This window comes from Halomicrobium sp. HArcel3 (assembly GCF_058933135.1).
Map to the genome: position 1 here is coordinate 22,828 of NZ_JBZYDN010000002.1, position 24,783 is coordinate 47,610.

Annotated in this window: 22 protein-coding genes; 9 read left to right on the forward strand and 13 right to left on the reverse strand. The window is 67.9% G+C overall.

Annotated elements, in window-relative coordinates; genetic code table 11:
• Positions 1-71: 71 nt before the first annotated feature.
• Positions 72-1,937 (forward strand): cation:proton antiporter domain-containing protein, encoded by a 1,866-nt coding sequence (locus AC5FRV_RS05925; protein ID WP_493560181.1) that lies wholly within the window; start codon positions 72-74, stop codon positions 1,935-1,937.
• A gap of 207 nt (positions 1,938-2,144) precedes the next feature.
• Here the strand turns inward: AC5FRV_RS05925 and AC5FRV_RS05930 are convergent, their stop codons facing one another.
• Both AC5FRV_RS05930 and pspAB read right to left on the reverse strand, forming a co-directional pair.
• The gene (locus tag AC5FRV_RS05930) at positions 2,145-2,453 is read right to left on the reverse strand and encodes a hypothetical protein (protein WP_493560182.1); all 309 of its coding nucleotides are present in this window, start codon (positions 2,451-2,453) and stop codon (positions 2,145-2,147) included.
• Positions 2,454-2,455: 2 nt separating this feature from the next.
• The gene (gene pspAB / locus AC5FRV_RS05935; RefSeq protein ID WP_493560183.1) at positions 2,456-3,073 is read right to left on the reverse strand and encodes a PspA-associated protein PspAB; all 618 of its coding nucleotides are present in this window, start codon (positions 3,071-3,073) and stop codon (positions 2,456-2,458) included.
• A 368-nt stretch (positions 3,074-3,441) separates the two neighbouring features.
• Between pspAB and AC5FRV_RS05940 the strand changes: the two genes are divergently transcribed.
• The gene (locus AC5FRV_RS05940; protein WP_493560184.1) at positions 3,442-5,022 is read left to right on the forward strand and encodes a sensor histidine kinase; all 1,581 of its coding nucleotides are present in this window, start codon (positions 3,442-3,444) and stop codon (positions 5,020-5,022) included.
• On the opposite strand, the gene AC5FRV_RS05945 is transcribed toward AC5FRV_RS05940, so the two are convergent.
• The 5 genes from AC5FRV_RS05945 to AC5FRV_RS05965 form a co-directional block, all read right to left on the reverse strand.
• Positions 5,000-5,878 carry a M48 family metalloprotease gene (locus AC5FRV_RS05945; protein ID WP_493560185.1) on the reverse strand — a complete coding sequence of 293 codons (879 nt, stop codon included), beginning with the start codon at positions 5,876-5,878 and terminating at the stop codon, positions 5,000-5,002. The genes AC5FRV_RS05940 and AC5FRV_RS05945 overlap by 23 nt on opposite strands.
• 88 nt (positions 5,879-5,966) lie before the next feature.
• Positions 5,967-6,812, reverse strand: coding sequence for an ABC transporter permease subunit (locus AC5FRV_RS05950; protein WP_493560186.1), 846 nt, complete (start codon positions 6,810-6,812; stop codon positions 5,967-5,969).
• Positions 6,809-7,732 carry an ABC transporter ATP-binding protein gene (locus tag AC5FRV_RS05955; RefSeq protein WP_493560187.1) on the reverse strand — a complete coding sequence of 308 codons (924 nt, stop codon included), beginning with the start codon at positions 7,730-7,732 and terminating at the stop codon, positions 6,809-6,811. The genes AC5FRV_RS05950 and AC5FRV_RS05955 overlap by 4 nt, the downstream gene beginning before the upstream one ends.
• Positions 7,733-7,873: 141 nt before the next feature.
• Complete coding sequence (htpX, locus tag AC5FRV_RS05960) at positions 7,874-8,743, reverse strand: zinc metalloprotease HtpX (protein WP_493560188.1); 870 nt, start codon at positions 8,741-8,743, stop codon at positions 7,874-7,876.
• 38 nt (positions 8,744-8,781) lie between these two features.
• Entirely contained in the window at positions 8,782-10,740 is a 1,959-nt protein-coding gene (locus AC5FRV_RS05965; protein WP_493560189.1) for a CheF family chemotaxis protein, read from the reverse strand.
• A 95-nt stretch (positions 10,741-10,835) separates the two neighbouring features.
• Here AC5FRV_RS05965 and AC5FRV_RS05970 point away from each other — a divergent pair, with 95 nt between their 5' ends.
• Together AC5FRV_RS05970 and AC5FRV_RS05975 are read left to right on the forward strand one after the other, a co-directional pair.
• Complete coding sequence (locus AC5FRV_RS05970) at positions 10,836-11,714, forward strand: NAD-dependent epimerase/dehydratase family protein (RefSeq protein ID WP_493560190.1); 879 nt, start codon at positions 10,836-10,838, stop codon at positions 11,712-11,714.
• Positions 11,715-11,808: 94 nt separating this feature from the next.
• On the forward strand, positions 11,809-12,318 hold the full coding sequence (locus AC5FRV_RS05975; RefSeq protein WP_493560191.1) for a TspO/MBR family protein: 510 nt from the start codon (positions 11,809-11,811) through the stop codon (positions 12,316-12,318).
• Positions 12,319-12,366: 48 nt separating this feature from the next.
• On the opposite strand, the gene tatC is transcribed toward AC5FRV_RS05975, so the two are convergent.
• Positions 12,367-14,253: a twin-arginine translocase subunit TatC gene (gene tatC / locus AC5FRV_RS05980; RefSeq protein ID WP_493560192.1), complete on the reverse strand. Its 1,887-nt coding sequence runs from the start codon at positions 14,251-14,253 to the stop codon at positions 12,367-12,369.
• 112 nt (positions 14,254-14,365) lie between these two features.
• Between tatC and AC5FRV_RS05985 the strand changes: the two genes are divergently transcribed.
• The 3 genes from AC5FRV_RS05985 (at position 14,366) to AC5FRV_RS05995 (ending at position 18,118) form a co-directional block, all read left to right on the forward strand.
• Positions 14,366-16,918, forward strand: coding sequence for a twin-arginine translocase subunit TatC (locus AC5FRV_RS05985; protein ID WP_493560193.1), 2,553 nt, complete (start codon positions 14,366-14,368; stop codon positions 16,916-16,918).
• Positions 16,919-17,202: 284 nt separating this feature from the next.
• Entirely contained in the window at positions 17,203-17,394 is a 192-nt protein-coding gene (locus AC5FRV_RS05990; RefSeq protein WP_493560194.1) for a ribbon-helix-helix domain-containing protein, read from the forward strand.
• Between the two features lie 40 nt (positions 17,395-17,434).
• On the forward strand, positions 17,435-18,118 hold the full coding sequence (locus AC5FRV_RS05995; RefSeq protein WP_493560866.1) for a queuosine precursor transporter: 684 nt from the start codon (positions 17,435-17,437) through the stop codon (positions 18,116-18,118).
• A 39-nt stretch (positions 18,119-18,157) separates the two neighbouring features.
• On the opposite strand, the gene AC5FRV_RS06000 is transcribed toward AC5FRV_RS05995, so the two are convergent.
• From AC5FRV_RS06000 to AC5FRV_RS06015, 4 genes are all read right to left on the reverse strand, one after another.
• Entirely contained in the window at positions 18,158-18,748 is a 591-nt protein-coding gene (locus AC5FRV_RS06000; RefSeq protein ID WP_493560195.1) for a peroxidase-related enzyme, read from the reverse strand.
• Between the two features lie 251 nt (positions 18,749-18,999).
• Positions 19,000-19,779, reverse strand: a complete 780-nt coding sequence (locus tag AC5FRV_RS06005) for an SAM-dependent methyltransferase (protein WP_493560196.1) — start codon at positions 19,777-19,779, stop codon at positions 19,000-19,002.
• Positions 19,780-19,839: 60 nt separating this feature from the next.
• Positions 19,840-20,262 (reverse strand): hypothetical protein, encoded by a 423-nt coding sequence (locus tag AC5FRV_RS06010; RefSeq protein WP_493560197.1) that lies wholly within the window; start codon positions 20,260-20,262, stop codon positions 19,840-19,842.
• A gap of 561 nt (positions 20,263-20,823) precedes the next feature.
• Entirely contained in the window at positions 20,824-21,693 is an 870-nt protein-coding gene (locus tag AC5FRV_RS06015) for a DNA adenine methylase (protein WP_493560198.1), read from the reverse strand.
• Positions 21,694-21,935: 242 nt separating this feature from the next.
• On the opposite strand from AC5FRV_RS06015, the gene nirK reads away from it, so the two are divergent.
• Complete coding sequence (gene nirK, locus AC5FRV_RS06020; protein WP_493560199.1) at positions 21,936-23,027, forward strand: copper-containing nitrite reductase; 1,092 nt, start codon at positions 21,936-21,938, stop codon at positions 23,025-23,027.
• 102 nt (positions 23,028-23,129) lie between these two features.
• Here the strand turns inward: nirK and AC5FRV_RS06025 are convergent, their stop codons facing one another.
• A complete protein-coding gene (locus AC5FRV_RS06025) occupies positions 23,130-23,837 on the reverse strand; it encodes a hypothetical protein (protein WP_493560200.1) in 708 nt (235 codons plus the stop codon).
• A 144-nt stretch (positions 23,838-23,981) separates the two neighbouring features.
• Between AC5FRV_RS06025 and AC5FRV_RS06030 the strand changes: the two genes are divergently transcribed.
• Positions 23,982-24,725: a DNA polymerase sliding clamp gene (locus tag AC5FRV_RS06030; RefSeq protein ID WP_089812837.1), complete on the forward strand. Its 744-nt coding sequence runs from the start codon at positions 23,982-23,984 to the stop codon at positions 24,723-24,725.
• The last annotated feature ends 58 nt before the right edge of the window (positions 24,726-24,783 follow it).

The following is a 24,783-nucleotide window of genomic DNA, read 5'->3' on the forward strand; positions in this document are numbered from 1 at the left end:
AGGGGCTTTCCCGTCGCGGCCGTCGCAGGGCGCAGGAGCTATACAGACACGGGCTGATCGTACGGACGACTGTGTCTGGCGCAGGGACTCTCATCGGCGCCGTCGTGCTCATCATGGCCGTGGGCGTCGGTTCACAACTGCTCGCCGACTGGCTAGAGATCCCGAGCGTGGTCTTTCTGCTGTTCGCCGGCGTCGTCGTCGGTCCCGAGGCGCTCGGTCTCGTCAGTCCCGACCTGTTCGGCGACACGGCCCTCCAGGCCATCGTCGGCCTCAGCGTCGGGATCATCGTCTTCGAGGGGGCCTTCCACCTCTCGCTCGACCGGATTCGCGAGGCGCCACGGGAGGCGTTCCGCCTCGTGACCGTCGGCGCGCTCGTCTCGCTGCTGGGGACGGCCGCCGCGGTGTACCTCGTGTTCGACACCTCGCTCGACATCGCCTTCCTCGTTGGATCGCTACTGGTCGCGACCGGCCCGACCGTCATCACGCCCATCATGGACGTCGTCCCGGTCCGCGAGCGGGTCGCGGCCGCACTGGAAACGGAGGGGATCTTCAACGACGTCACCGCCGCCATCCTCGCCGTCGCCACCTTCGAGTTCGTCGGCTCCGATGGCGAGACGCCGCTGGTCGTCCTGCAGGCCTTCGGCGTCCGCCTCGCGCTCGGAATCGCCGTCGGGGTGGCCGTCGGCTTCGCGCTCGCGGGCCTCCTCCGGTTGAGCTACCTCTCGGAGGACAACGCCCCGCGAAACGCCCGGCTGGTTGTCCTCGTCGGTGCGCTGGCGGCCTACGGCATCGCCGAGACGACGCTCTCGGAGGCGGGCATCGCCGCGGCCGCCGTCGCCGGCATCACGCTGGGGAACCTCGACGTCCCCTACGAGGACGTCGTCACCGAGTTCAAGGGCGACGTGACGCTGCTGGTGCTCTCGTTCGTCTTCGTCGTGCTCGCGGCGCTGCTCTCGCTCGACGAACTCGCCGCGCTGGGCTTTCGCGGCCTGGCCGTCGTCCTCGCCGTCGTCCTCCTGATCCGGCCGGTCGGCGTGTTCCTCTCGACCGTCGGCGGCCGACTCACGGCGCGCGAACGCGTCTTCGTCGGCGCCGTGGGGCCGCGCGGCATCGTGCCGGCCAGCGTCGCCACCCTCTTCGCCATCGAACTCCGGCCGGACGACCCGCAGGCGGCATCGATTCTCGTCGGGACCGTCTTCCTCGTCATCTTCGCGACCGTGTTGTTTCAAGGGGGACTGGCCCGTCACATCGCCCAGCGACTGGACGTCATTCCAATGCACACGCTCGTCGTCGGCGCCGGCCGGGTCGGCCGCGAACTCGCGGCTCGCTTCGAGTCCCGCGGCGAGGACGTCGTCCTCGTCGACAGCGACAGCGCCGCCGTCGAGCAGGTGCGAAACGACGGGTTCCGCGTGGTCCACGGCGACGCCACCGACGCGGACGTCCTCCGAAACGCCCGCGCCGAGGACGCTCGCGTCGTCGCCACTGCGACCGCCGACGACGACGTGAACCTGCTGGTCTCCCAGCTCGCCAAGAACCGGTTCGACGTCGAGACGGTCGTCGCGCGCGCGAACCGGCCCGAGAACGTCGCCGCCTTCGAGGACCTCGACGTGGAGACTATCTCCGCGGGCTTCGCCGTCGCCGACGCGATGGACGACGCCATCGAACGCCCCGCGCTGGCCCACTGGCTCGCCGACGAGACGCGCAGCGGCGACGTCCTCGAAGTCGAACTCACCGCCCCCGACGCCGACACCGGCGACCTCACCATCGAGTCGCTGGCGGGGGACCTCCCCGCCGGCTGTCTCGTCGTCATGGTCAGCCGCGACGGCGACGACCGGGTTCCCGACCCCGACACGTCGCTCCAGCGCGGCGATCACCTCACGCTCGTCTGCCAGGAGAACGAGGCGATGCGCGAGGCCGTCGAGCGCATCCGCGGCTGACCGGAACTGGCGATCGAGAAACCGTCGGAGGTCGGAGATTACCGCGACCGGGTCGTGCGCATCGAGAAGAGCGCGAACCCGCCTGCCAGGATCAGGACGCGTCGACGACGTCGGATATCGGTAGGTAGGGGTCGCCGAACAGCCCGATCGCGCCGAGGGCAAGCGCGGCCGTGCCCGGGACGGGCCGGTCGCGGACTGCTCGGCAGATCATTCGGACTTGCAGGCGAGCCCGTCGAGCTGCCCGGCGACGGCCGCGGCCAGCGACCGGTTCTCGTCCGGGTTCTCGGCCGGTTCGAAGTCGTCGAGGTCGCTCAGGGTGACCGTGTGAACCTCGCCGGTGTGGACCCGCCGGCCGTCGGCGTCGGCGACTCGGAGGAGCGTGACGCCGTCCTCGGGAGTTCCGACGACGCGATAGACGCCCGGCGGGAGGTTCCGGTCGACCGGACCGTCTCCGGTCGGCCGGAGGTGGTCGGAGACGGCGACAGCGTTCTCGACTCCCTCGGTGGTCGCCGCCATCCTCACTCCCAGGGGTGGAACCCGCGCCGGTCGGGCCACAGCGGGTACCAGTACTCCTTCTCGCTCTCGACGCTCAACTCGCCGTCGAGGTTGCTCTCCAGTTTGAACTCGGCGCCGGAGTCGCGCTCGTGGTCCTCGTGGGGCTCGGGGACGAACGGGTAGTAGGCGCCGCGGCGGAAGGAGTACACCCAGTAGCCCACCAGGCCGTCGTGGTCGCGCTCGAAGGCGAAGACGGCCGCGAGCAGGCGCGAGCCGTAGCGGGCCTCGATCAGCGTGTCGGCGGCGAAGTGGATAGAGGTGACCAGGTCCTCGAACTCCTCGTCGTGGAGGACGATCCACTGGTAGCCGTGGTCGTCGGAGGTAAACTCCGCGGTCGTGCCGGTCTCCACCTCGCCGGCGTCGAGGATGGCCTCCACCTCGTCCATGGCGTCCCGGAAGTCAGTGTTGTCCACGTCGGCGAAACACAGCGCGGCGTCGCCGGTCGGCGCGTAGCCCAGTTCGGCCTCCATCGTCAGGTAGGCCGTCGACATCCCGAACAGGTCGTCGGGGTCGGCGTCGCGGGTGGCGTCGGCCTCGGCCTTGATGCCGAGGACGCTCTTGAGGCCGTCCAACAGTCCCATGTCCCGACTGTGGGGTGCCTGCGATAAGGTGGTTTCCGTCCCGGACCGGCACCGCCCTGGGGCCGGTAATCGCCGGCGGGCACGTGTCTCTCGCCCTGAAGGACGGCAGGAGGGTTTACGTAGGTGGAGTCGCAGACGTAGAGTCGGATGGTGGCCGCACTCACCGCCGGGCTGTAGTTCCTCGCCGGTGTCGCGTTGCTCTGCATCGCCGTTCGCTCCCGGCGACACTGGGGTGAGCCCGGGGCGGAGCCGTTTACGGCGCTCGCGGTGACGCTCGGTTGTGCGGCCTTCGCGCTCGGTGCCGTCCCGTTCGAGCCCCTCGCTCACCTGGTCGCCCTCCCGCTGATCTACAACGCCCTCGCGGTCCTGTGGGCCGTCTTCGTCTTCCAGTTCACCGGCCGCTGCGACGTCGGCGGGACGCGCCGGCGGCTCCTGCTGGCGTCCCCGGCGGTCTACCAGACGTTCGTCTACGTCGGCTTCACGCTGGCCGCGAGCAGACTCACCGGGGAACCGGTCACGACGGTCCAGTCCGACGCCTGGTACGCGGTCGTCGAGGCGGCCACGGGGCCGCTCGACCCGCTCCTGCACGTGCTCTACGCGGCATCTTTCGTCACCCTGTTCTTCCTTATCGGCTTGCTCATCGCCGCCACCGCGGTCCTGATGAGCCAGCTCGTCCGGTACGACCACCTCGGGCCGCGCGTCGCCGCCCTCCTCCCGATAAGCGTCGTCAGCCCCTGGATCGTCGTCGTCACCGTCACCACCGCCTCGATGGGCGCCACGTTCACGATCGGCCCACTCCGGACGGTGGGGGCACTGGTCTTCCTCGCGCCGGCCTGGCGCTGGTCACCAGCAGGTACGACCTGTTCGCCACGGCACCGGCCGCCGGGACGGTCGGTCCGGAGCGCGTCATCCAGGACCTCTCCGAACCCATCGTCGTCGCCGACCACGACGAACGCGTCATCCGGCTCAATCCGGCAGCCCGCAGCGTCTTCGGCGCGGAGGGCGAGTACGTCGGCAGTTCCGTCGCCGATCTGCTCGGTCACGACGTCGACTCGTTACGGGCGGCCGATTCCCTCGACATCGACGGGATCGACGGGCACCACCACTACGAGGCCAACGTCTCGGAGATGACCGACCGGGACGGGCGCGTCCGCGGTCACGCGGTGGTCCTCCGTGACGTCACGGGTCGCGAGGTCCGCCAGCAGCGCCTCGAAGTGCTCAACCGCGTCCTCCGGCACAACCTCCGGAACGACCTGACGGCGATCCGCGGCCGGGCCGAACTGCTCGGAACCGACGACGTCGACGAGTCGGTGGTCCGGGAGGTGATCGTCGAGACCGCCGACGACCTGCTCGGCCTGAGCGACCGGGCAAGGGAGGTCGAACAGATGCTGTCGATCCCCATCGTCGGGGGTCAGACGTCTCACCTGGCCACTGTCGTCTCGACCGTCGTCGGCGAGGTCGCGGCCGACTACGACGTCGCCGTGACCGTGTCGGTCCCCGAGGACGTCACCGTCGGCGTCGACGCCCGTATCCTCCAGCCCATCGTCCACAATCTCGTCGTCAACGCTATTCGGCACCACGACCGGGCGGACCCGACGATCGACGTTTCGGCCACCGTGGGGGACGGCGGCTTGCCGGTGACGCTCTCGGTCGTCGACGACGGGCCCGGGCTCCCCGACCACGAACGCGTCACCGTCGAACGCGGCCACGAGAACCCGCTCGAACACGGCAGCGGCCTCGGCCTGTGGGCGATCAAGTGGGGCGTCACCCGGATCGGCGGCCACCTCGCTATCCGCGACAACGAGCCCCGGGGCACCGTCGTCGAGATCAGTCTCCCCGGTTCCGGTTCGGAACGCGGCACGACTCTCCCGCCAGCCACCGACTCCGTGGTCGGTGAGTCGTCGCTCGACGCCGGGTCGGCAGACGCTACCGGTCGACGTCGGCGGTGAGTTCCCTCAGCCGCCGGATGCGCTCGGCCGTCGGCGGGTGCATCGAGGGGAGCACGACCGGCGAGTAGCCGGTGGGGACGATGGCGAAGGCCGTCAGCCCAGCGACCCGCCGCAGGTCGCGGTCCGGCCGTTCGCCGTCCGCGTCGTGGAGGGTGCCCAGCGCGGTGGCCAGCGCCACCGGATTCCCGGTGAGTGCGACGGCGCCGCGGTCGGCGGCGTACTCCCGGTACCGGGAGAGGACGACCGTCCCGGGGAGGCTGGCGACGAGCAGCGGGACGGCGAACACGGCGAGGTAGAACGGGACGAAGAGGTAGCCGAAGACGAACGCCTTCCAGCCGAACGAGCGGGCCGACAGCGAGAGCATGACGACCCCGAGGGTGGCGGGGAACCCGGTGACGGTCATCACCGCGGTGTCGCCGTTTTTCAGGTGGGCGATTTCGTGGGCCAGCACCGCCTCCAGTTCGTCGTCGCCCAGTCGTTCGAGGAGGCCAAGGGTGACACAGACCACCGAGCGGTCGCCCCGTCCAGCGGTGATGGCGTTCGGTTCGTCGGTCGGGACGACGGCCAGCGCCGGCGGCGCGACGTCGGCCTGCTGGGCGAGACGGTGGAGGGTGTCGTAGGCCGCCGGGTGGTCCTCGCGGGAGATGGCGACGGCCTTCGTCACGGCGTAGGCGACGCGGTCGGCCTCGCGGACGAGCACTGCGAGGGCGAGGAGGAGCACGACGACGGCGGGGCCGGCGACGCTGGCCGGCACAATCCAGGCTAGCAGTCCCAGTAACGCGGCGTAGCCCACCGCGGAGAGCGCGAGCGCGGCGACCATTCGGCGCTGGAGCGTCGCGTCGGTGCGCCACTGCATGTACGACGCTTCTCATGCTCGTGTTATACAATTGACGGTAGTCGAGTGGCAGGTGGGCCCGGTCGAACCGAGCGGACCGTAGTGCCGGTCAGCCGAGGTCTGCCAGTTCGAAGCGCCAGTATCCGATCGATAGCGGGACTATCGCCCAGGTGAGGAGGATACCGAAGCCGAACGCGTTGACTGCCGGGCCCCCGAGAGAGCCGACGGACGGCGCAGCGATACCGGCGACGAACTCGCGAGCCATCTCGAAGTTCTCCATCGGGTTGACCCGCTGAACGTACGGGTACCACCACGGCCACGTCCCCGGGTCGAGCACGTCGATGCCGTCGGCGGGGCCGCCGCCGAAGACGAGGGACGCGAGGGGGACGCTGACGGTGGACCAGAGTCGGAACGGGCCGAAGAACAGGAAGAGGCCGAGGAGTCCGGCGATCGCCTGGAGTCGCGATGACGCGGCCGCCGAGACGCCGACGGTTACCGCGGCCCAGACGACGCCGTAGGCCACGACATAGGTCGCCATCACCGCGAACAGCCCGACTGGGAGGGTCCCGTAGACGGCGAAAACGACGGCGCCCAGACCGAGCGTCCCGACGAACAGGACGAGCGCGACGAGCGCCGCCCGCCCCAGGACCTTGCCGACGACTACGTCCCTGCGCGTGACCGGGTGACCGAAGAGGACCCGAAGACTACCCGATTCGCGCTCGCCGACCACCGCCCGGTACGCGGCGATGATCGCCAGCGGCGCGACGTAGTTCATGAACGTCTGCGGGAAGAACGCGACGGCGTCGACCGGGCCGTCGATGATCGACGTGCCCGTCATGCCGTGGAACTGGGGAACGGTGACGACGAGGAGGACGAGCGTCAGTCCCCACAGGAGCCGCGAGCGGGCGGCGTCCTCGAACTCCTTCGCCGCGAGGACGAGCGCGGTCGACGTCACGCGTCCACCTCCGTCGCAGTAGATTCGTCCGTGTACGCGGCGAAGACGTCGGCCAGGGACGTCTCCTCGACGTCGATGTCCGTCACCGACGCGCCCGCGCTCTCGACGCGCGAGATGACCGCGGCCTTGATCGCCGGGTCGGAACACGCGACGCGGAGGGAGCCGTCCCCCGCCGTCACGTCGGTGACGCCGTCGAGGTCGCCGAGACCGTGGTCCGTCGGCACCTCGTCGACGGACACCACGAGTGTCGAGGCCGAGTCCGTCGCCGTTCGCAGTGCGTCGACGGAGTCGACCGCGACGAGTTCCCCGTCGTTCATGATGGCGACTCGGTCGCAGACCGCCTCCACCTGGTCGAGGACGTGGCTGGAGAAGAAGACGGTCGCGCCACGTTCGGCCTCCTCCCGGACGATTTCACGCATCGTGCGCGTCCCGTTCGGGTCGAGCCCGCTGGAGGGTTCGTCGAGGACGAGGAGGTCGGGGTCACCGACCAACGCCATCCCCAGCGCGAGGCGCTGTCGCATCCCCTTCGAGAACCCACCGACGGGACGGTCCGCGTCGTCGGCGAGGCCGACCCGCTCCAGGATCGCTGCCGGGTCGTCGTCGCTGGCCTCCAGATCCGCGGCGAACGCGAGGTGCCGCCGCGCCGAGAGACGGTCGTAGAGGTCGTACCCTTCGGGGAGGATGCCGAGTCGCTCGCGGACGGCGCGCGGTTCGCGACGGGGGTCGTGGCCGAGGACGCTGATATCGCCAGCGGTCGGTCGAACGAAGTCGAGGAGGACGTTGATCGTGGTCGACTTGCCCGCCCCGTTCGGGCCGAGGAACCCGAACACTTCACCGCGTTCGACCGTCAGGGACACGTCCCGAACCGCCGCGACGTCACCGAACCGTTTCGACAGCCTATCTATCCTGATCGCCGTCATATCACGTAGCAGAACGAATCCGCTTGTTAACGTTCCGGAGGGTAAAACGGCGTCGTGAGCGACTGCGTGGCACGGCGCGGCGGTTGACATCGAGGCGGTGCGTCTCTCCCGTTTCGTTCGGGGTGGCCGTCTCGCGTCGCCTCAGAACCCTTCGAGTTCCCGTTCCAGGTCGCGCAGGCGCTCGACGCGCTTCTCCGTCGAGGGGTGGGTGCTGAACAGCTTGCCGACGACGCCGGACTTGATGGGGATGATGAAGAACGCGTTCATCTCGGCCTGGTCGCGCATGTCTTCCTTGGGGACCTTGTCCATCCGGCCGGATATCTTCATCAGCGCCGAGGCCAGTGCGGCGGGCTTGCCGGTGATGGTCGCGCCGCCGCGGTCGGCGGCGAACTCCCGGTACCGGGAGAGCGCCCGGATCAGCAGGAAGGAGATGATCCACACCACGAGCGAGGCGAGGATGGCGACGATGACGCCACCGCCGCCCTGTCGGCGATTGCCGCCGCCGAAGAAGGCGCCCCAGCGGACGACCATGAACGCGATGGTCGAGAGGAACGAGGCGATGGTCATCACCATCACGTCGCGGTTCTTGATGTGGGCGAGTTCGTGGGCGAGCACCCCTTCGAGTTCGTCCTGGTCGAGCGTGTCCATGATGCCCGTCGTCACGGCGACGGCGCTGCTCTTCTTCGAGCGGCCCGTCGCGAAGGCGTTGGGCACGCGCGAGTCGGCCACCGCTATCTTCGGCTTGGGCAGGTCCGCCTGCTGGGAGAGCCGTTCGACCGTCCGGTGGAGCTCCGGGTACTCGGACTCGTCGACGGTCTTCGCGCCCATGGAGTACAGCGCGAGCTTGTCGCTGAAGAAGAACTGGGCGAGGAGGAAGATCGCCATCATCGGGAGCATCCAGAAGATCGAGTACTCCCAGAGGACGGCGACGAAGACCATGTAGAGGGCGAACAGCAGGAACATCGTCACCACCATCCGGGCGCGGAGTCCCCAGTCAGTTTTCCACTGCATATGGGGGCCATACGTACTGAGACGGGTAAAGGCGTTCGTTAGTCGTTGACGCTCTCGAGGCGGTCGCTCACGGCCAGCTGGCCCGTTCCAGTGAGTTCCGTGGCGGCGTCGGCCGACCGGACGAGTTCCTTGGCGGCCAGGGATTGCAGCGCCGCGGCGAGCTCCTGCCCGGTCAGGTCCAGCAGCGAGCCCAGATCCGGCGTGCCGTCGGTGGAGTACAGCGCGACCATCACCATCTTCTCGGCGTCGGAGAGCCGGATCCCGCGGACCGTCGCCAGCGTCTGGTGGTACTCCCGGCGGACGTAGCGCCAGACCAGGCGGCGCAGGCGGTCGTCTGCGGCGGTGACGACCGTCGTCACCGGTCGATTGTCCGTGACCCTGCGAAGCTGGATGGCCGGCCGGCTCTCGCCGTCGAAACTCCGTTCGATGCGTTCGACGTCGACCACGTCCGCGAGGTCGAAGGCGAGGCGCGCCGCGTCCCCGGCCTCGTCGGTGAACGCGACGCCGTGGGGTCGGACGTACAGCACCATCTCCGCCGGGTCGGCGTCGGTGACCCGCCCGCCCTCCCGGGCCGGGTCGACGACCGTCATCGGGGTGACGTTGAGGAGGATGCGGTACAGCGCCGACGCCATGTCCCGGCGCTGGACGGGCGGGAGCTGGATGCTGACGGCGAGTTCGTCGCGGCCCGACGGCCGGTGGCCGACGGTGACTGCGTGGGGGAACGAGGCACTCAGGCGACCGGGGACGTCGTCGATGCGGACGTCCCAGACGTCGTCGAGGGGGACCAGCAGGTGGGGCGCGTCGGCGTCCTCTGCCCCCTTCTCCTCGCTCCAGAGGACGAACAGCTCTTCCTGGCCGAGGATGACCCGGCCGGGAATCTCGCGGCCGCCACAGAGTCCGTCGGCGGCGACGCGGGTCGAGAAGTCCGCGACGACCGGCTGTGTGACGACGTCGCGGGCGCAGGTCACGTCGGGCGCCGTCGCCTGGCCACCGCTCGTTGCGGACGGATCGTCTGGTAGGCCAGCGCGCCGGCGGTCAGCACCCGCGACTGCCGACGCCCCGTCCGCTCGGATCGCGTTCTCGCTCGCGTCGGCAGCACTCGGACCCTCCGCCCACGATCCGGCGTCGGTCCGCCTGTTCGGACCACCCGCCGCGGCGTGGTCGGCCGGGTCGTAGTCCACGGACGCCGGCAGGTCGGTCGGCCGCGGGACACGCTCGGGGTCGTCGGTCGCGGTCGCCTGCTCGGCCAGCGCGTCGGCGTCGGCGGCTGCGACGTCGAACGGCTCGGACTCGTAGGCCTCGGTACCGCAGGCGGCCGGGAACGCCGATTCCGGGTCGGCGCTGCCGTCGACCCCAGCCAGGCGGGACATCCGGGTCGTCACGTCGGACTCGCCGTCGGCGGCGTAGGGTTCGACCTGTGCCTCCTCGACGCCGAGTACGGTCGCGGTGCCGTCGGCTTCCAGCCCCAGATCGGACAGAAAGTCGGCCGTCGTGGCGGCGAGTAGCCCCGGCGTGAGGTCGTCGGGCTCGATTCCGTCCGCGGCCTCGCCGGCGGCCCGCAGGAGTTCGCTGGCGTCGTCGGGCAGCAAATCCAGCAGGTACCGGTCGGCCGTCGCCAGCAGCGCCGCGCTGATCCGCCGTGACCAGCCGAACGGAACGGTCCGCGGTGCCCGGTCGGGCGACGGCGACCAGCACTCCTCGTAGAGCACCTCGCGGATCGGGTCCGTGTGCTCCCGGCGGCGGCGAGCCAGTTCCCAGCACCCCGCGCAGGCACAGGGGTCCTTCTCCGGGACCCGTATCTCGGCGCGCTCCCAGTCGATCCACCCCTCGTTGCAGTGCAGCGCCTCCTCGAGGGTCAGTCCCAGCCGGCCGGTCAGCAGGACCAGCGTCGCGGCACGGCTCCGCTCGACGTCCGACTCGAGCCCCAGCGCACCCCTGTACAGCCGCTCGAACGACCCCGGATCGAGCGTCTCCCCCGGGTCCACCCAGTCGTGCATCACTTGCTATCGTCGATCATGCTATATGAAACGTGGCGACTGTTCGCACGAGTGATACTGGGATTTATCGGTGTTCTCCCCCTTGGAACGGATAGATGTCTACCGTACTCGTCACCGGCGGTCTCGGTGGCTCGGGACGATGGATCGTCGACCGACTCGCTACGGAGTGGGACGAGGTGGTCTGCGTCGACCGGGTCCGCGGCGAGAGCGGCCACCGCAACGTGGACGTCCGCCAGGCCGACCTGACCGACCGCGGCGAGGTGTTCGATCTGATAACGGCGTTCGACCCCGACGCGCTCGTCCACTGGGGCGCCATCCCCCACCCCGAGGGCCACGCCGGCGGCACCGTCTTCGAGAACAACGTCGTCTCGGCGTACAACGTGCTCGACGCGGCCGGCCGAATCGGCGCCGACGTCGTCTGGGCCTCCTCCGAGAGCGCCTACGGCTTCCCCTTCGCCGACGAGACGCCCTTGCCTGACTACCTCCCCGTCGACGAGGCCCATCCGATGCGGCCCGAAGACCCCTACGGCACCTCCAAGGTCGTCGGCGAGGAGGTCGCCGAGATGGTCGTCCGCCAGTACGACGTCTCCGTCGTCTCCATTCGCCCCTCGTGGATCCAGTACCCCGGCGACTACGAGTGCAAGAACTTCGACCCAAGCGACGGCGGCGTCGGCAACTTCTGGAGCTACGTCGACGTCCGAGACATCGCGAGCGCCGTCAGCGCCGCGCTGGACGCCGATCTCGACGGGCACGAACCCCTCCTCGTGGCCGCGGACGAGAACTACGGCGGCGATCCGACCGTGGACCTGTTCGAGGACTGGTTCGGCGAGGTCCCCGACGACGTGGATCTGGACGGCGAGGAGTCGGGCATGTCGAACGCGCGAGCGACGGAACTGCTGGACTGGGCCCCCGAACACACCTGGCGCGAAGCCCAGGACGAGGACGTCGAGGGGCCGGACGTGCGGGCGCTGTAGGGTCACTCCTCCGTCTTCTCGCATCCCCCGTCCTCTCGTGGTGCTGCGCCGTCGGCCACCCAACGCACTTGCGTCCCGCGGTCCAAGGGACCGTATGGCACACTCCAGTTCGACGCCCGGTAGCGGTGGATTCGACCGTCGAGACCTCCTGTGGGCGGCGGGCGCCATCGTCCTCGTCAACGCGCTCGGCGGGGCCCCGGCCCTCCTGGCCGGTCCCGACTCGGCGTGGTTCGCCGCGCTCGACAAGCCCGCCATCTACCCGCCGGGCTGGCTCTTCGGCGTCGTCTGGACGACGCTGTTCACGCTGATGGGCATCGCAGTGTATCTGGTGGCTCGACGCGGCCTCGGCTCGCGGCCCGTGCGAGTCGCGCTCGGCGCCTTCGCGCTGCAGTTCGCGTTCAACCTCACCTGGACGCCCGTCTTCTTCGGCGCCCAGGATCTGCTCGCCGCCCTGGGGATCATCGTCGTCCTCGACGTGCTCGTTGCCGTGACCATCTGGGCGTTCGCCCGGGTGGACCGGCGGGCCGCCGCGCTGCTGGTGCCCTACCTGTTGTGGGCCCTGTTCGCGACGCTCCTGAACTACCGCTTCTGGACGCTGAACTGAGAACTCCCTCCAGAAACCGGAGAACCGCCCTCCGTCGAAAGAACCCGCTTACTCCATCCGACGCTTCCGCCAGCGCAGCGTCAAGATCAGCAGTTCGAAGCCGACGATCAGGCCCGCGGTGACGGCCACGGCCTCGCTCTGGGGCAGCGCGAGCGCCTCGACGGTCTGGAGGCCCGGCGGGTTCGGGCTGGCGAAGTAGCCGACGACCAGCGCGAGTATCCAGTAGGGAACCCGAGAGCGGTTGACGACGTCCCAGACGCGGACGTTCCGCGAGTAGTTGCGGACCCCGTAGGCCAGCAGTTCGAACAGGAGTATCAGGACGACGGCGGTGATGATCGGCGTCATCGGCCGCAGTTCGTTGAACGCCAGCGTCGACTTGACGATGGCCGGGAACCGGTCGTAGTAGCTGCCGGGTAGCGGCGCCGCGCTGGCGAGGTAGCCCGCGGCGACGGCCAGCGCCCAGGCGTAGGGCCGCCGTTCGGCGAAGGCCGCCGGCGAGAACAGCGGCGAGTCGCTGTCGGTCCAGCGGAGCAGGAACAGCGTCCCCTCGAACAGGCCGATCATCGTGACGGCGACCATCAGCGGCGCCATCCCGGTCGGGTCGGGACTGAACACGAACGCCAGCGCACCGAACCCACCCCAGAAGTACAGCCGGCGGTCTTCGAGCCACCGCCGAGTGGTGACGCCCATCATGATGGCGAGCATCACGAGCAGCGGGATCTGGAAGACGATGGCGAAGAAGCCGATCATCAGGACGATGAGGTTGAACGTCTCCGTCAGGCCGAAGGCGATCTCGGCGGCCTGCTCACTGTAGTTCGTGAAGTACGAGAACATCGCCGGCAGGACGGCGAAGTAGGCGAACCCGACGCCGACGGTCGCGAGCACCAGGCTCGTCGGGACCGCCGCGAGGTAGTACCGGCGCTCGCGGGGGTAGAGTCCGGGGCGCATGAACCGGTAGGTCTGGTAGACGGCGACCGGGAGCGCGGCGATGATCCCGACCAGCGAGGCGACTTTCAGGCGTGCGAGCACGAGCGCGAGGGGGTGGTAGATCCGCGGGCTCACGGAGTCCGGGCACGCCTCGGTGACGGAGAGTCGCCCGCCCAGGAACGAACCCTCCAGGCAGGTCTGCTGGCCGGGGCCAAGGAAGGAGTACCAGAGGAAGTTGATCAGTTCGTCCGCGTAGAACAGTGTGATGGCGCCGACGCCGACCACGACGAGGCCGACGGCCATAAAGCGAAGGGCCATCTCCTCGACGTGTTCGGTGAGCGGCATCTCCTCGTCGTCGGGCGCCGTCGCGCCGCCGAGTGCGCCACCGCCACCACCGCCACCACCGCCGGCTCCGGCAGCGACTGGCTCGTGGCCAGCGGGGCCGCCGGGCGCCGCCTCGTTCCTGACTGCCGACGCCTCGCTGGGACCGATCTCGTACGCTTCGTCGTCCGCGTCGTCCTTGTCGTCGTCCGCGTCGTCCGCATCGTCGTCGTCGCCGTCGGCAGAACCGGACGGGTCGGCGGCGGTGATCTCGTCGCCGGTGACCTCGTCGGTATCGCTCTCGTCACCGCCGTCGCTCTCGTCGTCGGCACCCGCATCGGCCTCGGCGCTCTCGTCGTCACCCTCGGATTCGTCGTCACCGGACTCTCGTTTGACCTCCTCGACCCAGTCGGGCGGCTCTCTGCCCTCGGTGTAGTCGCTCGGGTCGCCCATCTTGCCGTCGAAGTCGATCGAGGACTGCTCCCGGTAGGAGTCCGAGGACTCTCCGTCGTCTTCTGCGTCGGTGTCGTTCGCGATCCCGGCGTCATTCTCGTTCCCGTCGTCGGCCTCCACTTCGGTATCGTCTCTGGCCCCGGCGTCGTCCCCGGGATCGTCGTCGGGATCGCCGCCGCTGGCACCCGCTGGCCCGTCGTCCTCGCCCGGCTCGGTGTCTCGGCGATCGCCCATCTGTCCCGGGTTTGGCTACTCGCTGTTGTAAACTTTCTTTTCCCGCGGCCCGGCGCGGACCGGAGTCCTGATGAACAAATTGATAACGGGCAGCGGGCTACCAACGGCAAAGATGGCGAGTGGGCTCGACGAGGACACGATGCGGACGGTCCAGAGCGGTCGGGAGACCGCCGGGACCATGCTCCGGACCGCCCAGAAGCACCTGCAGAAGGTGTTCATCGTCTGGGTGGTCGTCCTGCTCGCGACCATCATGGTCCTGCAGAACTTCCTGTGGGAGCAACTCCGCCGCGACCTGCTGTACTCGAAGATGGACCTGACGACGTCGCAGGCCTCCGAGATCATCGCCGTGACGCCGTTCGACGTCATCCTGCTGCAGGTGAAGATCGGCGCCGTCGCCGGGATACTCGTGGCGCTCCCGATACTGATCTACCTCAGCCGCGACGCGCTGCGCGAACGAGGGTACTGGCCCGGCGACGAGGTGGCGACGTGGAAGATCGGCGCCATCGCCGTCACCAGCCTCGCCCTGTTCGTCGGCGGCGTCGTGTACGCGTACGAACTGTTCTTCCCCCTGATGTTCGGCTTCCTTGCCGAGAACGCGCTGAACGCGGACTTCCAGCCCAACTACTCCATCGTGCTGTGGGTCCAGTTCATCGCGTTGCTGGGGATGTCGTTCGGGCTGGCGGCCCAGATGCCGCTGATGATGAGCGCGCTCAGCTACTCCGGCATCGTCCCCTACGAGACGTTCCGGGACCGCTGGAAGTGGGCCGTCGTCGCCATCTTCGGCTTCGGCGCCCTGTTCTCGCCGCCGGACCCGTTCACGCAGATCATGTGGGCCGCGCCGCTCGTGGGTCTGTACGCGATCAGTCTCGGCATCTCGAAGATGCTCGTCCAGGCCAAACGCGCCGGCGAGGAGGTCAGTGCCCGGTCGGTCGCACGGGCGCGCTGGAACAAGCTCGCCGCGGCCGCGCTGGTCGTCGGCGCGCTCGTCACCTACGTCATCGCCTCGCCAGACACGTTCGGGTACATCCAGCGCTTCGCCGCCTGGTTCCCCTCGGACGAACTCACCGGCGACATCCAGCAACCAGCCTGGTTCGGGCTCCCGCCCGAGACGACGGCGCTGATCATCGGCGCGGCCGTCGGCCTGGTCGCGGCCGTCCTGGTGCTGTACTACTACATGATCCAGGAACTCGGCGTCGCCGCCGCCGAGGCCGGGAACTTCGGCGACCCGACCGCCATCGACGTCGGGGCGCTCTCGGCCGACGCGGTCCGGGCGGCCCCCCGCGAGGCCTTCGAGGAGATGGAGGAGTCCGAGGCGCTCAAGCTGGCCGACCAGGCCATGAGCGACGACGACACGGACAAGGCCCAGGCCATCCTCGACCGGTTCGACCAGATCCACGATGGTGACGCCGAGGCCGCCGAGGTCGGCGACGGCGTCGAGGGGCCAGCCGAACCCGAGGCCGAGGAGGAAGGCAGCGTCTTCACCGAGACCTCCGCGGGGATGCTCAACGCCTTCACGGAGGAGGAGACCACCGAGGACGACATCGGCGGCTACTACCACGACCTGGCGTTCATCTTCGACTCGCTCACCTCGAAGGCCATCTGGTTCGTCGCGACGTTCATGATCGTCACGAGCGTCGTCTTCGTCTTCCTCTACTCCGGCATCCCCGGGGCCGGCGCCGCGGCGATGGCCGACGGCGGGACCGTCATCGCGGAGAACGGCACCGTCATGGCGGAGGACGTCGACGTGCTCAACGAGGGCGTCACGGTCCTCTCTCGCAACGAGACGAGCGGACGGGCAGACGCCGTCGCGAGTAACGCCGTCCTGACGACGCGGGAGGGGGCCGGGGACTCCGGGGCGAGACCGAGCACAGCCGTGCTGCAAAACGATTCCGTCCTGCTGTACAACGCGACGGTGACTGGCCAGAACATCTCGGAGCCCGGCGGCCCCTACCGGATCGAGAACGCGACCGTGCTGGTCCAGCAAGAACCCGTCGTCGACACTACCTCCGGCATCGGCATCATCAAGAACGCCTTCGTCTCCCACCTCCCGCCGGAGATGCAGGAGGACGTCCGCTTCATCACGCTCCACCCCGTCGAGCACCTCATCTTCATCGTGAAGTTCTCGACTATCATGGGCGCCATCTCCGTCGTGCCGCTCCTGCTGTACTTCGCCTGGCCCGCCATGGAGAAGCGGGGGCTCGTCGGCGGTGACCGGAACGTGCTCGGCGTGTGGGGCGGCACCGTCTTCCTCACCCTCATCGGCGGGAGCCTCATCGGGTTCCTCTACGTCGCGCCGACGGTCATCTCCTGGCTCGCCTACGACGTCCTCCAGGCGGACATGATCATCTCCTACCGCGTCGCCAAGTTCGGGTGGCTGGTGCTCATGTTCACCGTCGGCGTCGGCCTCCTCATCGAGGTGCCGGTGACGATGCTGCTGTTCCACCGCGGCGGCATCGTCCCCTTCCAGACGCTCCAGGAGCGCTGGCGGACCATCACGCTGGGCGTGTTCGCTGCTTGTGCCCTGTTCTCACCGAAAGATATCTGGACGATGTTCCTTGTGGCCGTGCCGGTCACCATCTCCTTCCTGGTCGGCCTCGCTCTGCTGTGGATATACACCCTGGGCGGCCGACGCGCGCCCAAGGCCAGCCGGAAGGCCGCGGACTGAGGACTGAGAGTTTTTCACCACATTTCGGCAGAGTGGACTGCTATCTTCGATAGCCGGCGGACCGACCGAGTTCCTGGCGGACTGAAAGGGCGAGGCCCGGTTCGGGAACCCCGGACCCGCAAGCACTGGAACGCAGTGAAGCGCGCAGCAAGCCGCGGGAGTGTAACTGGCCGAGGGCTTTCTTCTGTTGGCGGCGGTCCTGTCGCAGTCTCCCGAACAGAAGGGCCCGCAGTTCGTCCCAACAGATCGTATCCCATATTACCGAGAGGCTACCTGGAGAAGACATGCCGAAGATTAGCGTGGAGATTCCCGGGGAACTCCTGAACGACCTGGACCGCCACGTCGGCGACGACGGGAAGTTCGTCAACCGGAGCGACGCCATCCGGGCCTCGATCCGCAAGAACCTGGACATCCTCGACGAGATAGACGACCGACACGGTCGTCTCGAAGACGAGGAGGCGACCGACGATGAGTGACGGCACTGCGACGGCAGCGACGTCGGCCCGCACCCCGTCGATGGCGCCGCTACAGGTGGGGCTCGTCGGGCTGTTCGTCACAGCACTGGTCACCGCGCAGGTGACGGCGGCGAAGCTCCTGGCGTTCGGGCTCCCGTTCTCGCTGCCGCTGGCCGGCGACGCGCTCGTGCTTCCGGGCGCCGCGCTAGCCTACGCGTTGACCTTCTTCGCCTCGGACTGCGTCGCGGAGCTGTACGGCAAACGCGACGCCCAGGTGATGGTCAACGTCGGGTTCGTGATGACCATCGTGTTGCTCGTCCTCGTGCGGTCGACCATCGCTGCGCCCGCGCTCCCCCAGGAGGCCCAGTCGGTCGATCTGGTCGCTTTCAGGAACGTCCTCGGCGCCAGTACGCCGATCGTGATCGCTAGCCTCTCGGCGTACGTCGTCAGCCAGAACTGGGACGTTATCGTCTTCCACCGACTCCGCGAGTACACTGACGGCGACCGACTCTGGCTACGCAACATCGGATCGACGGCGACCAGCCAGTTGCTCGACACCGTCATCTTCGTCGGCGTCGGCTTCTACGTCCTCCAGGGACTGCCGTTCGCGGAGGCCCTGGCGCTCGTCGTCGGCCAGTACGTGTTCAAACTCGGCGTCGCGGTGCTCGACACCCCGTTCGTCTACGGCGTCGTCGAACTGGCGAAACGGACCGACGCGACCGTCGTCCCGGCGCGGGCGGACTGACAGACGCTCTGAGGACTCTTCTCTCCATCTCTCAGCTGCTCACTCGCTCTCACCCTGGTCCCGCCCCAGGTCGTAGAACTCCTCGTTCGGCCGCACGTCCGCGAGGTGGGCCAGCCGGTTCGAGAGGGCGAAGAAGGCCGCGACGCTGCCGATATCCCAGATAGCCCGACGGCTGAAGCCGTGGTCTTCCAATCGTTCGAAGTCGTCCTCCCCTATCTCAGCCGGTCGTTCGGTCAGTTTCACCGCGAAGTCGAGCATCGCGCGGTGGGCGTCGCCGACGTTCGCCGTCCGGTGGTTCGTCGCGAGTTGCTCGGCGAGGTGGGGGTCCTCTGCGTAGATGCGACACAGCGCGCCGTGGGCGACGACGCAGTAGAGACAGTCGTTCGCGCCGCTGACGGCGACGACGATCATCTCCACCTCTTCGCGTTCGAGCTCGGTCCACTCGACCAGCGCGTCGTGATAGGCGAAGAAGGCCCGGAAGTGCGAGGGGCGGTACGCCAGCGCCCTGAAGATGTTCGGTGTGAAGCCCGCTCGCTCCGTCTCTTCCTCGATGCGCTCCCGGAGGTCGTCCGGAAGGTCGTCGACGTCGGGGACCTCGAATCGTCGCATCGCTTCGTCGGGGCGTGTCATACAGTAACACCCGCTCGGGGCGGCCATGAAGATTGGCCCACCGTGACGGGAAACTCTGGTCGCGAATCCACGATGGACCGGCGCAAGAACAGCCTGAAAGCCCCGGCCGGCTACGCTCCCGCGGCCCCTCTGCGCTCCTCGCTCGTTTCACTCGCTGCGGTGCTTGTGGGACCGGGGTTCGCGTAGCCGCCCGCCCCTTTCAGTCCCGCCCACGGCGGTTAATACGTCGTCGAGTTTCTGGCTGGATCGGCTCAGTAGCCGTCCAGCGGCTGTGCGAAGCCGAAGTTCGGCTTGACGTCGTCGACGCGGACCGTCAGCGTCTCGCCCGCCTCGGTGCCGCCGACGAAGAGGGTGTAGCCCTCGACCTTGGCGATGCCGTCGCCCTCGCTGCCGACGTCCTCGATGGTCACTTCCAGTTCGTCGCCCTCGCGGACGGGCGCGGTGAGGAAGCCCTTGCCGACGAGGTAGAGCTCGGAGGAGGCGTCGCGGGAGGCGTCGGGGCGGACCTCGCGGACGTACTCGAACTCCCCTTCGACGCGTTCTTTCAGGTCGTCGAGGTCGCGCCCGTCGAACACCTTCGCCGCGAAGTCGCCGCCGCTGCCGAGCACGTGCAGGGCGATGTCGAACGCCTGGCTCGCCAGGTGGACCGACCGGGCGTGGTCGAGGTCGTAGTCGCCAGACATGTTCGGTGCCATGTCGGAGATGACGGTATCGGCATCGCCGACGATGTCGACGACCTCGTCGACGGTGTCCGCGTCGGTCATGTCGCCGCGGACGTACTCGATGGCGGCGCCGTGGTCGTCGTCCAGTTCGTCGATGCGCTGGCGGTCGACGCCGACGACGGTGCCCCCGTCGCCGACGCGCTCGGCCGCGACCTGGAGCCACCCGCCGGGGGCAGCGCCCAGATCGACGACGGTGCCGCCCTCGCCGAGCAACCCGGCCGTCTCGTCGAGTTGCTGCAGCTTGTAGGCCGAGCGGGCGCGATACCCCTCCTGCTTGGCCCTGTTGTAGTAGTCGTCTTTCCCAGACATATCCGTTGCTCGCAGTAATTCACGGATGGCTTTACCGGTGTCGTTCGAGCGAAAGCCGCGTCACCCCTCGTCGAACCATCGCTCGACGTCCGCGTGAAACTCCTGTACCGTGTTCTGGTGGAACTGTCCGAGAAAACAGAGTGGATGACGCCGTTCACGCGCGTTCGTGTGCCGGAGAAAACGGGTCGGCTCCCGGAGACCGCTGTCGTTGACGAATGCATCCCGGTCGAAGACGACGTGATACCCACCGAAGTTCCCGAGTTCTCCCGCTCGTTCGAAGGTGAGACAGGAGAACCCCCCGTGCTGGAAATCGGTCCGAAGTCCTCTGAGAAAGCTCAGCTTTCGCCCGTAGTACGACGCGATCTCTTCTGATCCGGTGGTAAAGTCGCTGCTCTGGAACGTGACACCGTCTTCCGTGTGGCAGTTGACGAGAACGCGGATCGTCTCGTTGAACGAATAGACCGACGCGAGGTAATTGTGCACCAGCCGTAACGCTTCGAACCCCTCCGTCTTCTCTCCTGTCCCGGTGGCAGATGAACACCGGATTCGTGGCGAGATCGCCGTCGATGTACTCGTCTATCTCGAGGTAATTCTGGTCGACCGTCCGCTTTGCCACACTCAGACGGATGGCGTCCTCGTCACCGAGCCCAGTCGAAGGTGTCACCGCCGTCCCGAGGATGGTCTGGAGTTCGAACTCGAACTCCGGAGAATCATCGACAGACACGCAACACACCTACTCGCAATCGTCGTCGAATTCGACGGCCAGGAGTGCGCGCCTGGCCGTCTCCACGTCGCCACCCACAGCGGCCGCGACTTTTTCCGCGGTCGGTGCATCCCCTTTCTGAACCATTCTGTGTGAAATTAGATCAGCCGCCGAAATAAGTGTTCGGCTCGTCACCGACTCGGGCGACAGAACCAGCAGACCGGGCGTCCCGAGGGGTAGTAGCTGTTTTTGTCCGTCTCATAGTGGTCGTTGTAAGCCCTTACCGGCGTTCGACGTGGCCGGTACCGTCGGACGCCGGCAAAAAGATACAACGACCACTATCAGTCGGAAAATTCACTCAGTTCCCGCCGCCGTCGTTCGTCGGCCGGCACGTTCGTGATGATGACCTCGGCCACCTCACCTCGCCCATCGCCGTCGGAGTTGATCGCCCTGGTCGCCTGGACGATCTCCACCTCGAACGAGTCGTAGTCCTCGTACAGTTCCGCCACGGGCGGGGAGTTCGAGAGGACGACGCGGACGCCCGCCTCGTCCAGGTCGACGGCCAGGTCGCGGAGGCGGCGCTGGTCGTCCCGGTCGAACCCCTCGGCGTGGTAGTCGTTGAAGTCTGCCGTCGTCGAGACGGGCTGGTAGGGCGGGTCGAAGTAGACCAGATCGCCGGCGCTGGCCGCCTCGCGGACGTACTCGAAGTCTTCGTTGTGGATGGCGGTGTCCTGGAGCGCCTCGCTGACGGCGCGGACCCGATCGGCCTGGACCCAGTCGGGGTTGGCGTAGTTGCCGACGGGGACGTTGAACTCGCCGTTCTGGTTCTCGCGGTAGAGGCCGTTGAAGCAGGTCCGGTTGAGGTAGATGAAGAGACTGGCCTCGCGGACGCGCTCGTCCTCCGTCTTGTCGTCGATAGCGTGTAGTCGGTTGAACTCGTCGCGGGCGTCGTAGTAGTAGTCGTCCGAGTGTTCGTGGGTCCGGTTCTCCTCGACGAGTCGCTCGGGCTGGCGCTGGACGACGCGATAGAGGTTCACGAGTCGGCGGTTGATGTCGTTGATCGAGCCTTCGTCGGGCGCGAGGTCGAAGAAGACGGCGCCGCCGCCGAAGAAGGGCTCGTGATAGCGCTCGTGGGACTCGGGAAAGCGGGCAGTGATCTCTGTGAGTAACTGGCGCTTCCCGCCCGCCCACTTCAGCACCGGCTGGACCATCACTCACGAGTGGACCGCTCTGCACCATAAATCCCCGTAAGCGTGGCCGGTCCCGCTGTACCCGCCCGCGTTCGAGTCTCGGGACGGCCAGGGGACTCGTTCTCAGATCGAACAGGGGGTCGTCGCCGATCCGAACACGTTCGGGCCGGTTCCCGATCCCTGAGACCACTTCTCGCCCGCTGAGATGCCGCTACCTGGTATATGCGGGTGGTCGGACAAGCAGTAGGTAGAGGGAGTTAGCTATGTCAAACGTCCCGCTCACGACGCGCCGGCGCGTGTTGCAAGCACTCGGGGTCGGCGGTGCGACCGCCGTCGCCGGGTGCGTTTCCACGCCGGGAACCATCGAAGAACCGCAAGTCGACCAGAGTACCCCACAGGAGCCATCCATGAACCCAGCCAAAGCAACCGACGTCGACCGCGTCGCCGCGGACCCGACCGACATTCCGTCGCCCATCGACCGGGACGAACCGACGACTCACGACATCGAGATGACGACGAAGGAGGTCGTCGCCGAAGTCGAGCCCGGGGTCACGTACACGTACATGACCTTCGACGAGCAGATCCCGGGCCCGATGATCCGCGTTCGCGTCGGCGACACGGTGAACCTCACCGTCACCAACGACGAGAGCAACTCGATGCCTCACAACATCGACCTGCACGCGGTGCGTGGACCTGGCGGCGGCGCCGAGGCATCGATGGTCAATCCCGGCGAGAGCGCGACGTTCCGGTTCAAGACCACCTACGCGGGCGCGTTCGTCTACCACTGCGCCGTGCCGAACCTGGACTACCACATCTCCTCGGGGATGTTCGGGATGATCCTCGTCGAGCCCGAAGCGGGCCTGCCGGCGGTGGACCACGAGCTCTACTTCGGCCAGCACGAACTCTACACCACGGGTGAGGCCGGCGAGGAGGGCCACCACGACTTCGACTTCGAGACCCAGCGGGCCGAGGACCCGACCTACGTCCTCGTCAACGGCGAGAAGTACGCCATCACGCCGGACGTCCACGGCGCGCCGACCGTCGGGACCGACGAGACGGTCCGGGTGTTCTTCGCCGTCGGCGGGCCGAACCTCACCTCCAGCTTCCACCCCATCGGCTCGGTGTGGGACGAGGTGTACCCGCAGGGATCGACGGAGTCCCACCCACAGGTGAACGTCCAGACGACGCCGGTGATGCCAGGATCGGCCGTGGTCGCGACCCTGCACAACCCCGTGCCGGGACCGATCAAACTCGTCGACCACGCGCTGAGTCGGGTCGCCCGGAAGGGCGCGCTGGCCGTCGTCTCGGTCGAGGGCGAGGAAGACCCCGAGATATTCGACGCCGACCCGGCCTGAGCAGTCGGTGAGGCCGCCTCACCGTGGTGGTGGTACCTTTTCACCGGCGTTCGCCGGTGACCGGCCACCTCGAACACCGGCACGGGCGTACAACCACCACTGTCAGCTGTCTGATCCTCCGTTCCCGTCTCCGTTTTCTTCGCCGCCGCGGTTCAGGAGCCAGCCACCGCCGAGCAGGCCGCCCGCTGCGGCGAAGAGACCGAACCCGGGGCCGGCGCCACCGCTGGGTTCCTGGGCGCCGCCACCTGCTGCCGTGTCGGCCCCGTCGCCGGTCTCCGTGATCCCCTCGCCGGGCTTGGTGCCGGCGTCGACGTTCCGGGCGCCTATCTGTTCGAGCTCGACGGCGACGTACCCGCTCTCGCACGGTATCTCGTCGTTGACGATGAACAGGTCGCCACCGCCGATTTCGGCGCGCCGCGGGAGGTAGAGCTGCGTTCGCTGTTCGTATTGGTCGGCCCGGCGGTCGAACAGCGTGACGTCGTACGTGAGGGTGTCTTCGTCGCCCCAGTCGACGACGTCGCACTGGTCAGCGATGCTCGCCTGGACCGGTTCGACCGGGCGGCCGACGTGGATCCACATCCCGACCAGGTCTCCCTCGATGTTCTCCTGTTCCAGCGTGACGCCCGTGGTGGTGACCCGCGACGGCGTCTCGCTGGCCTCCGTCCCGTCGGCCCCCGTCTCGTTCTGGGCAGCGGCGACGCCGCTCGCCGCGACGGTCCCGGCCGCCGCTCCGCCGACGCGGAGCACTGTCCGTCGCGAGTACGCGGTCCCGCTGTCGTCGAACTGGCCGCTCGCTGGCGGATCTGACATCACGTACACAGGTTGGCGGCTGACGGGGAAAGCAATTCCGCGGACGGCATCCGAATGGTACGTTATCGAATTACCGGGCCGCCCGCTCGCGCGTGGGCGTAATGAAGTGACTTTTTAACGGATGGGGGCGTAGCCCGCTTCAAGATGTTCAACGCTATCGTGAGCGCGGACACGCTCCAGGCTGCTCTCGACTCTGTGAGCGTGCTGGTGGACGAGTGCAAGATCCACCTCGACGAGGACGGCATCGAGATCCGTGCCGTCGACCCGGCCAACGTCGGCATGGTCGACATGACGCTGGAAGCCAGCGCCTTCGAATCTTACGAGACCGACGGCGGCCTCATCGGCGTCAACCTCGCCCGCCTCGAGGACATCGCCGGGATGGGCGACGCCGGCCAGCTCGTCCACCTCGAACTCGACGAGGAGACCCGCAAGCTCCACATCGCCATCGACGGTCTGGAGTACACCCTCGCACTCATCGACCCCGACTCCATCCGCCAGGAGCCGGACCTGCCGGATCTCGACCTGCCGGCCCACGTCGTCATCGAGGGCCGCGACATCGCCCGCTCGGTGAAGGCCGCAGACATGGTCTCGGACCACATCGCGCTCGGCGTCGATTCCGCCGACGAACTGTTCTACGTCGACGCGGAGGGCGACACCGACGACGTCCACCTCGAACTCGACGAGGGCGACCTCATCGACCTGACCGCCGGCGACGCCCACTCCCTGTTCTCGCTGGACTACCTGAAGAACATGAACAAGGCCATCCCGAAGGACGCCGAGGTCCGGATGGAACTTGGCGAGGAGTTCCCCGTCAAGATGCACTTCGACTTCGCCGAGGGCCAGGGTAACGTGACTTACATGCTGGCGCCCCGCATCCAGAGCGAGTAACGCCTACTCCGTCTCTCGGTTTTCTCTCTCAGTTTCGGCAGCTAGCCACGTGGTTTGA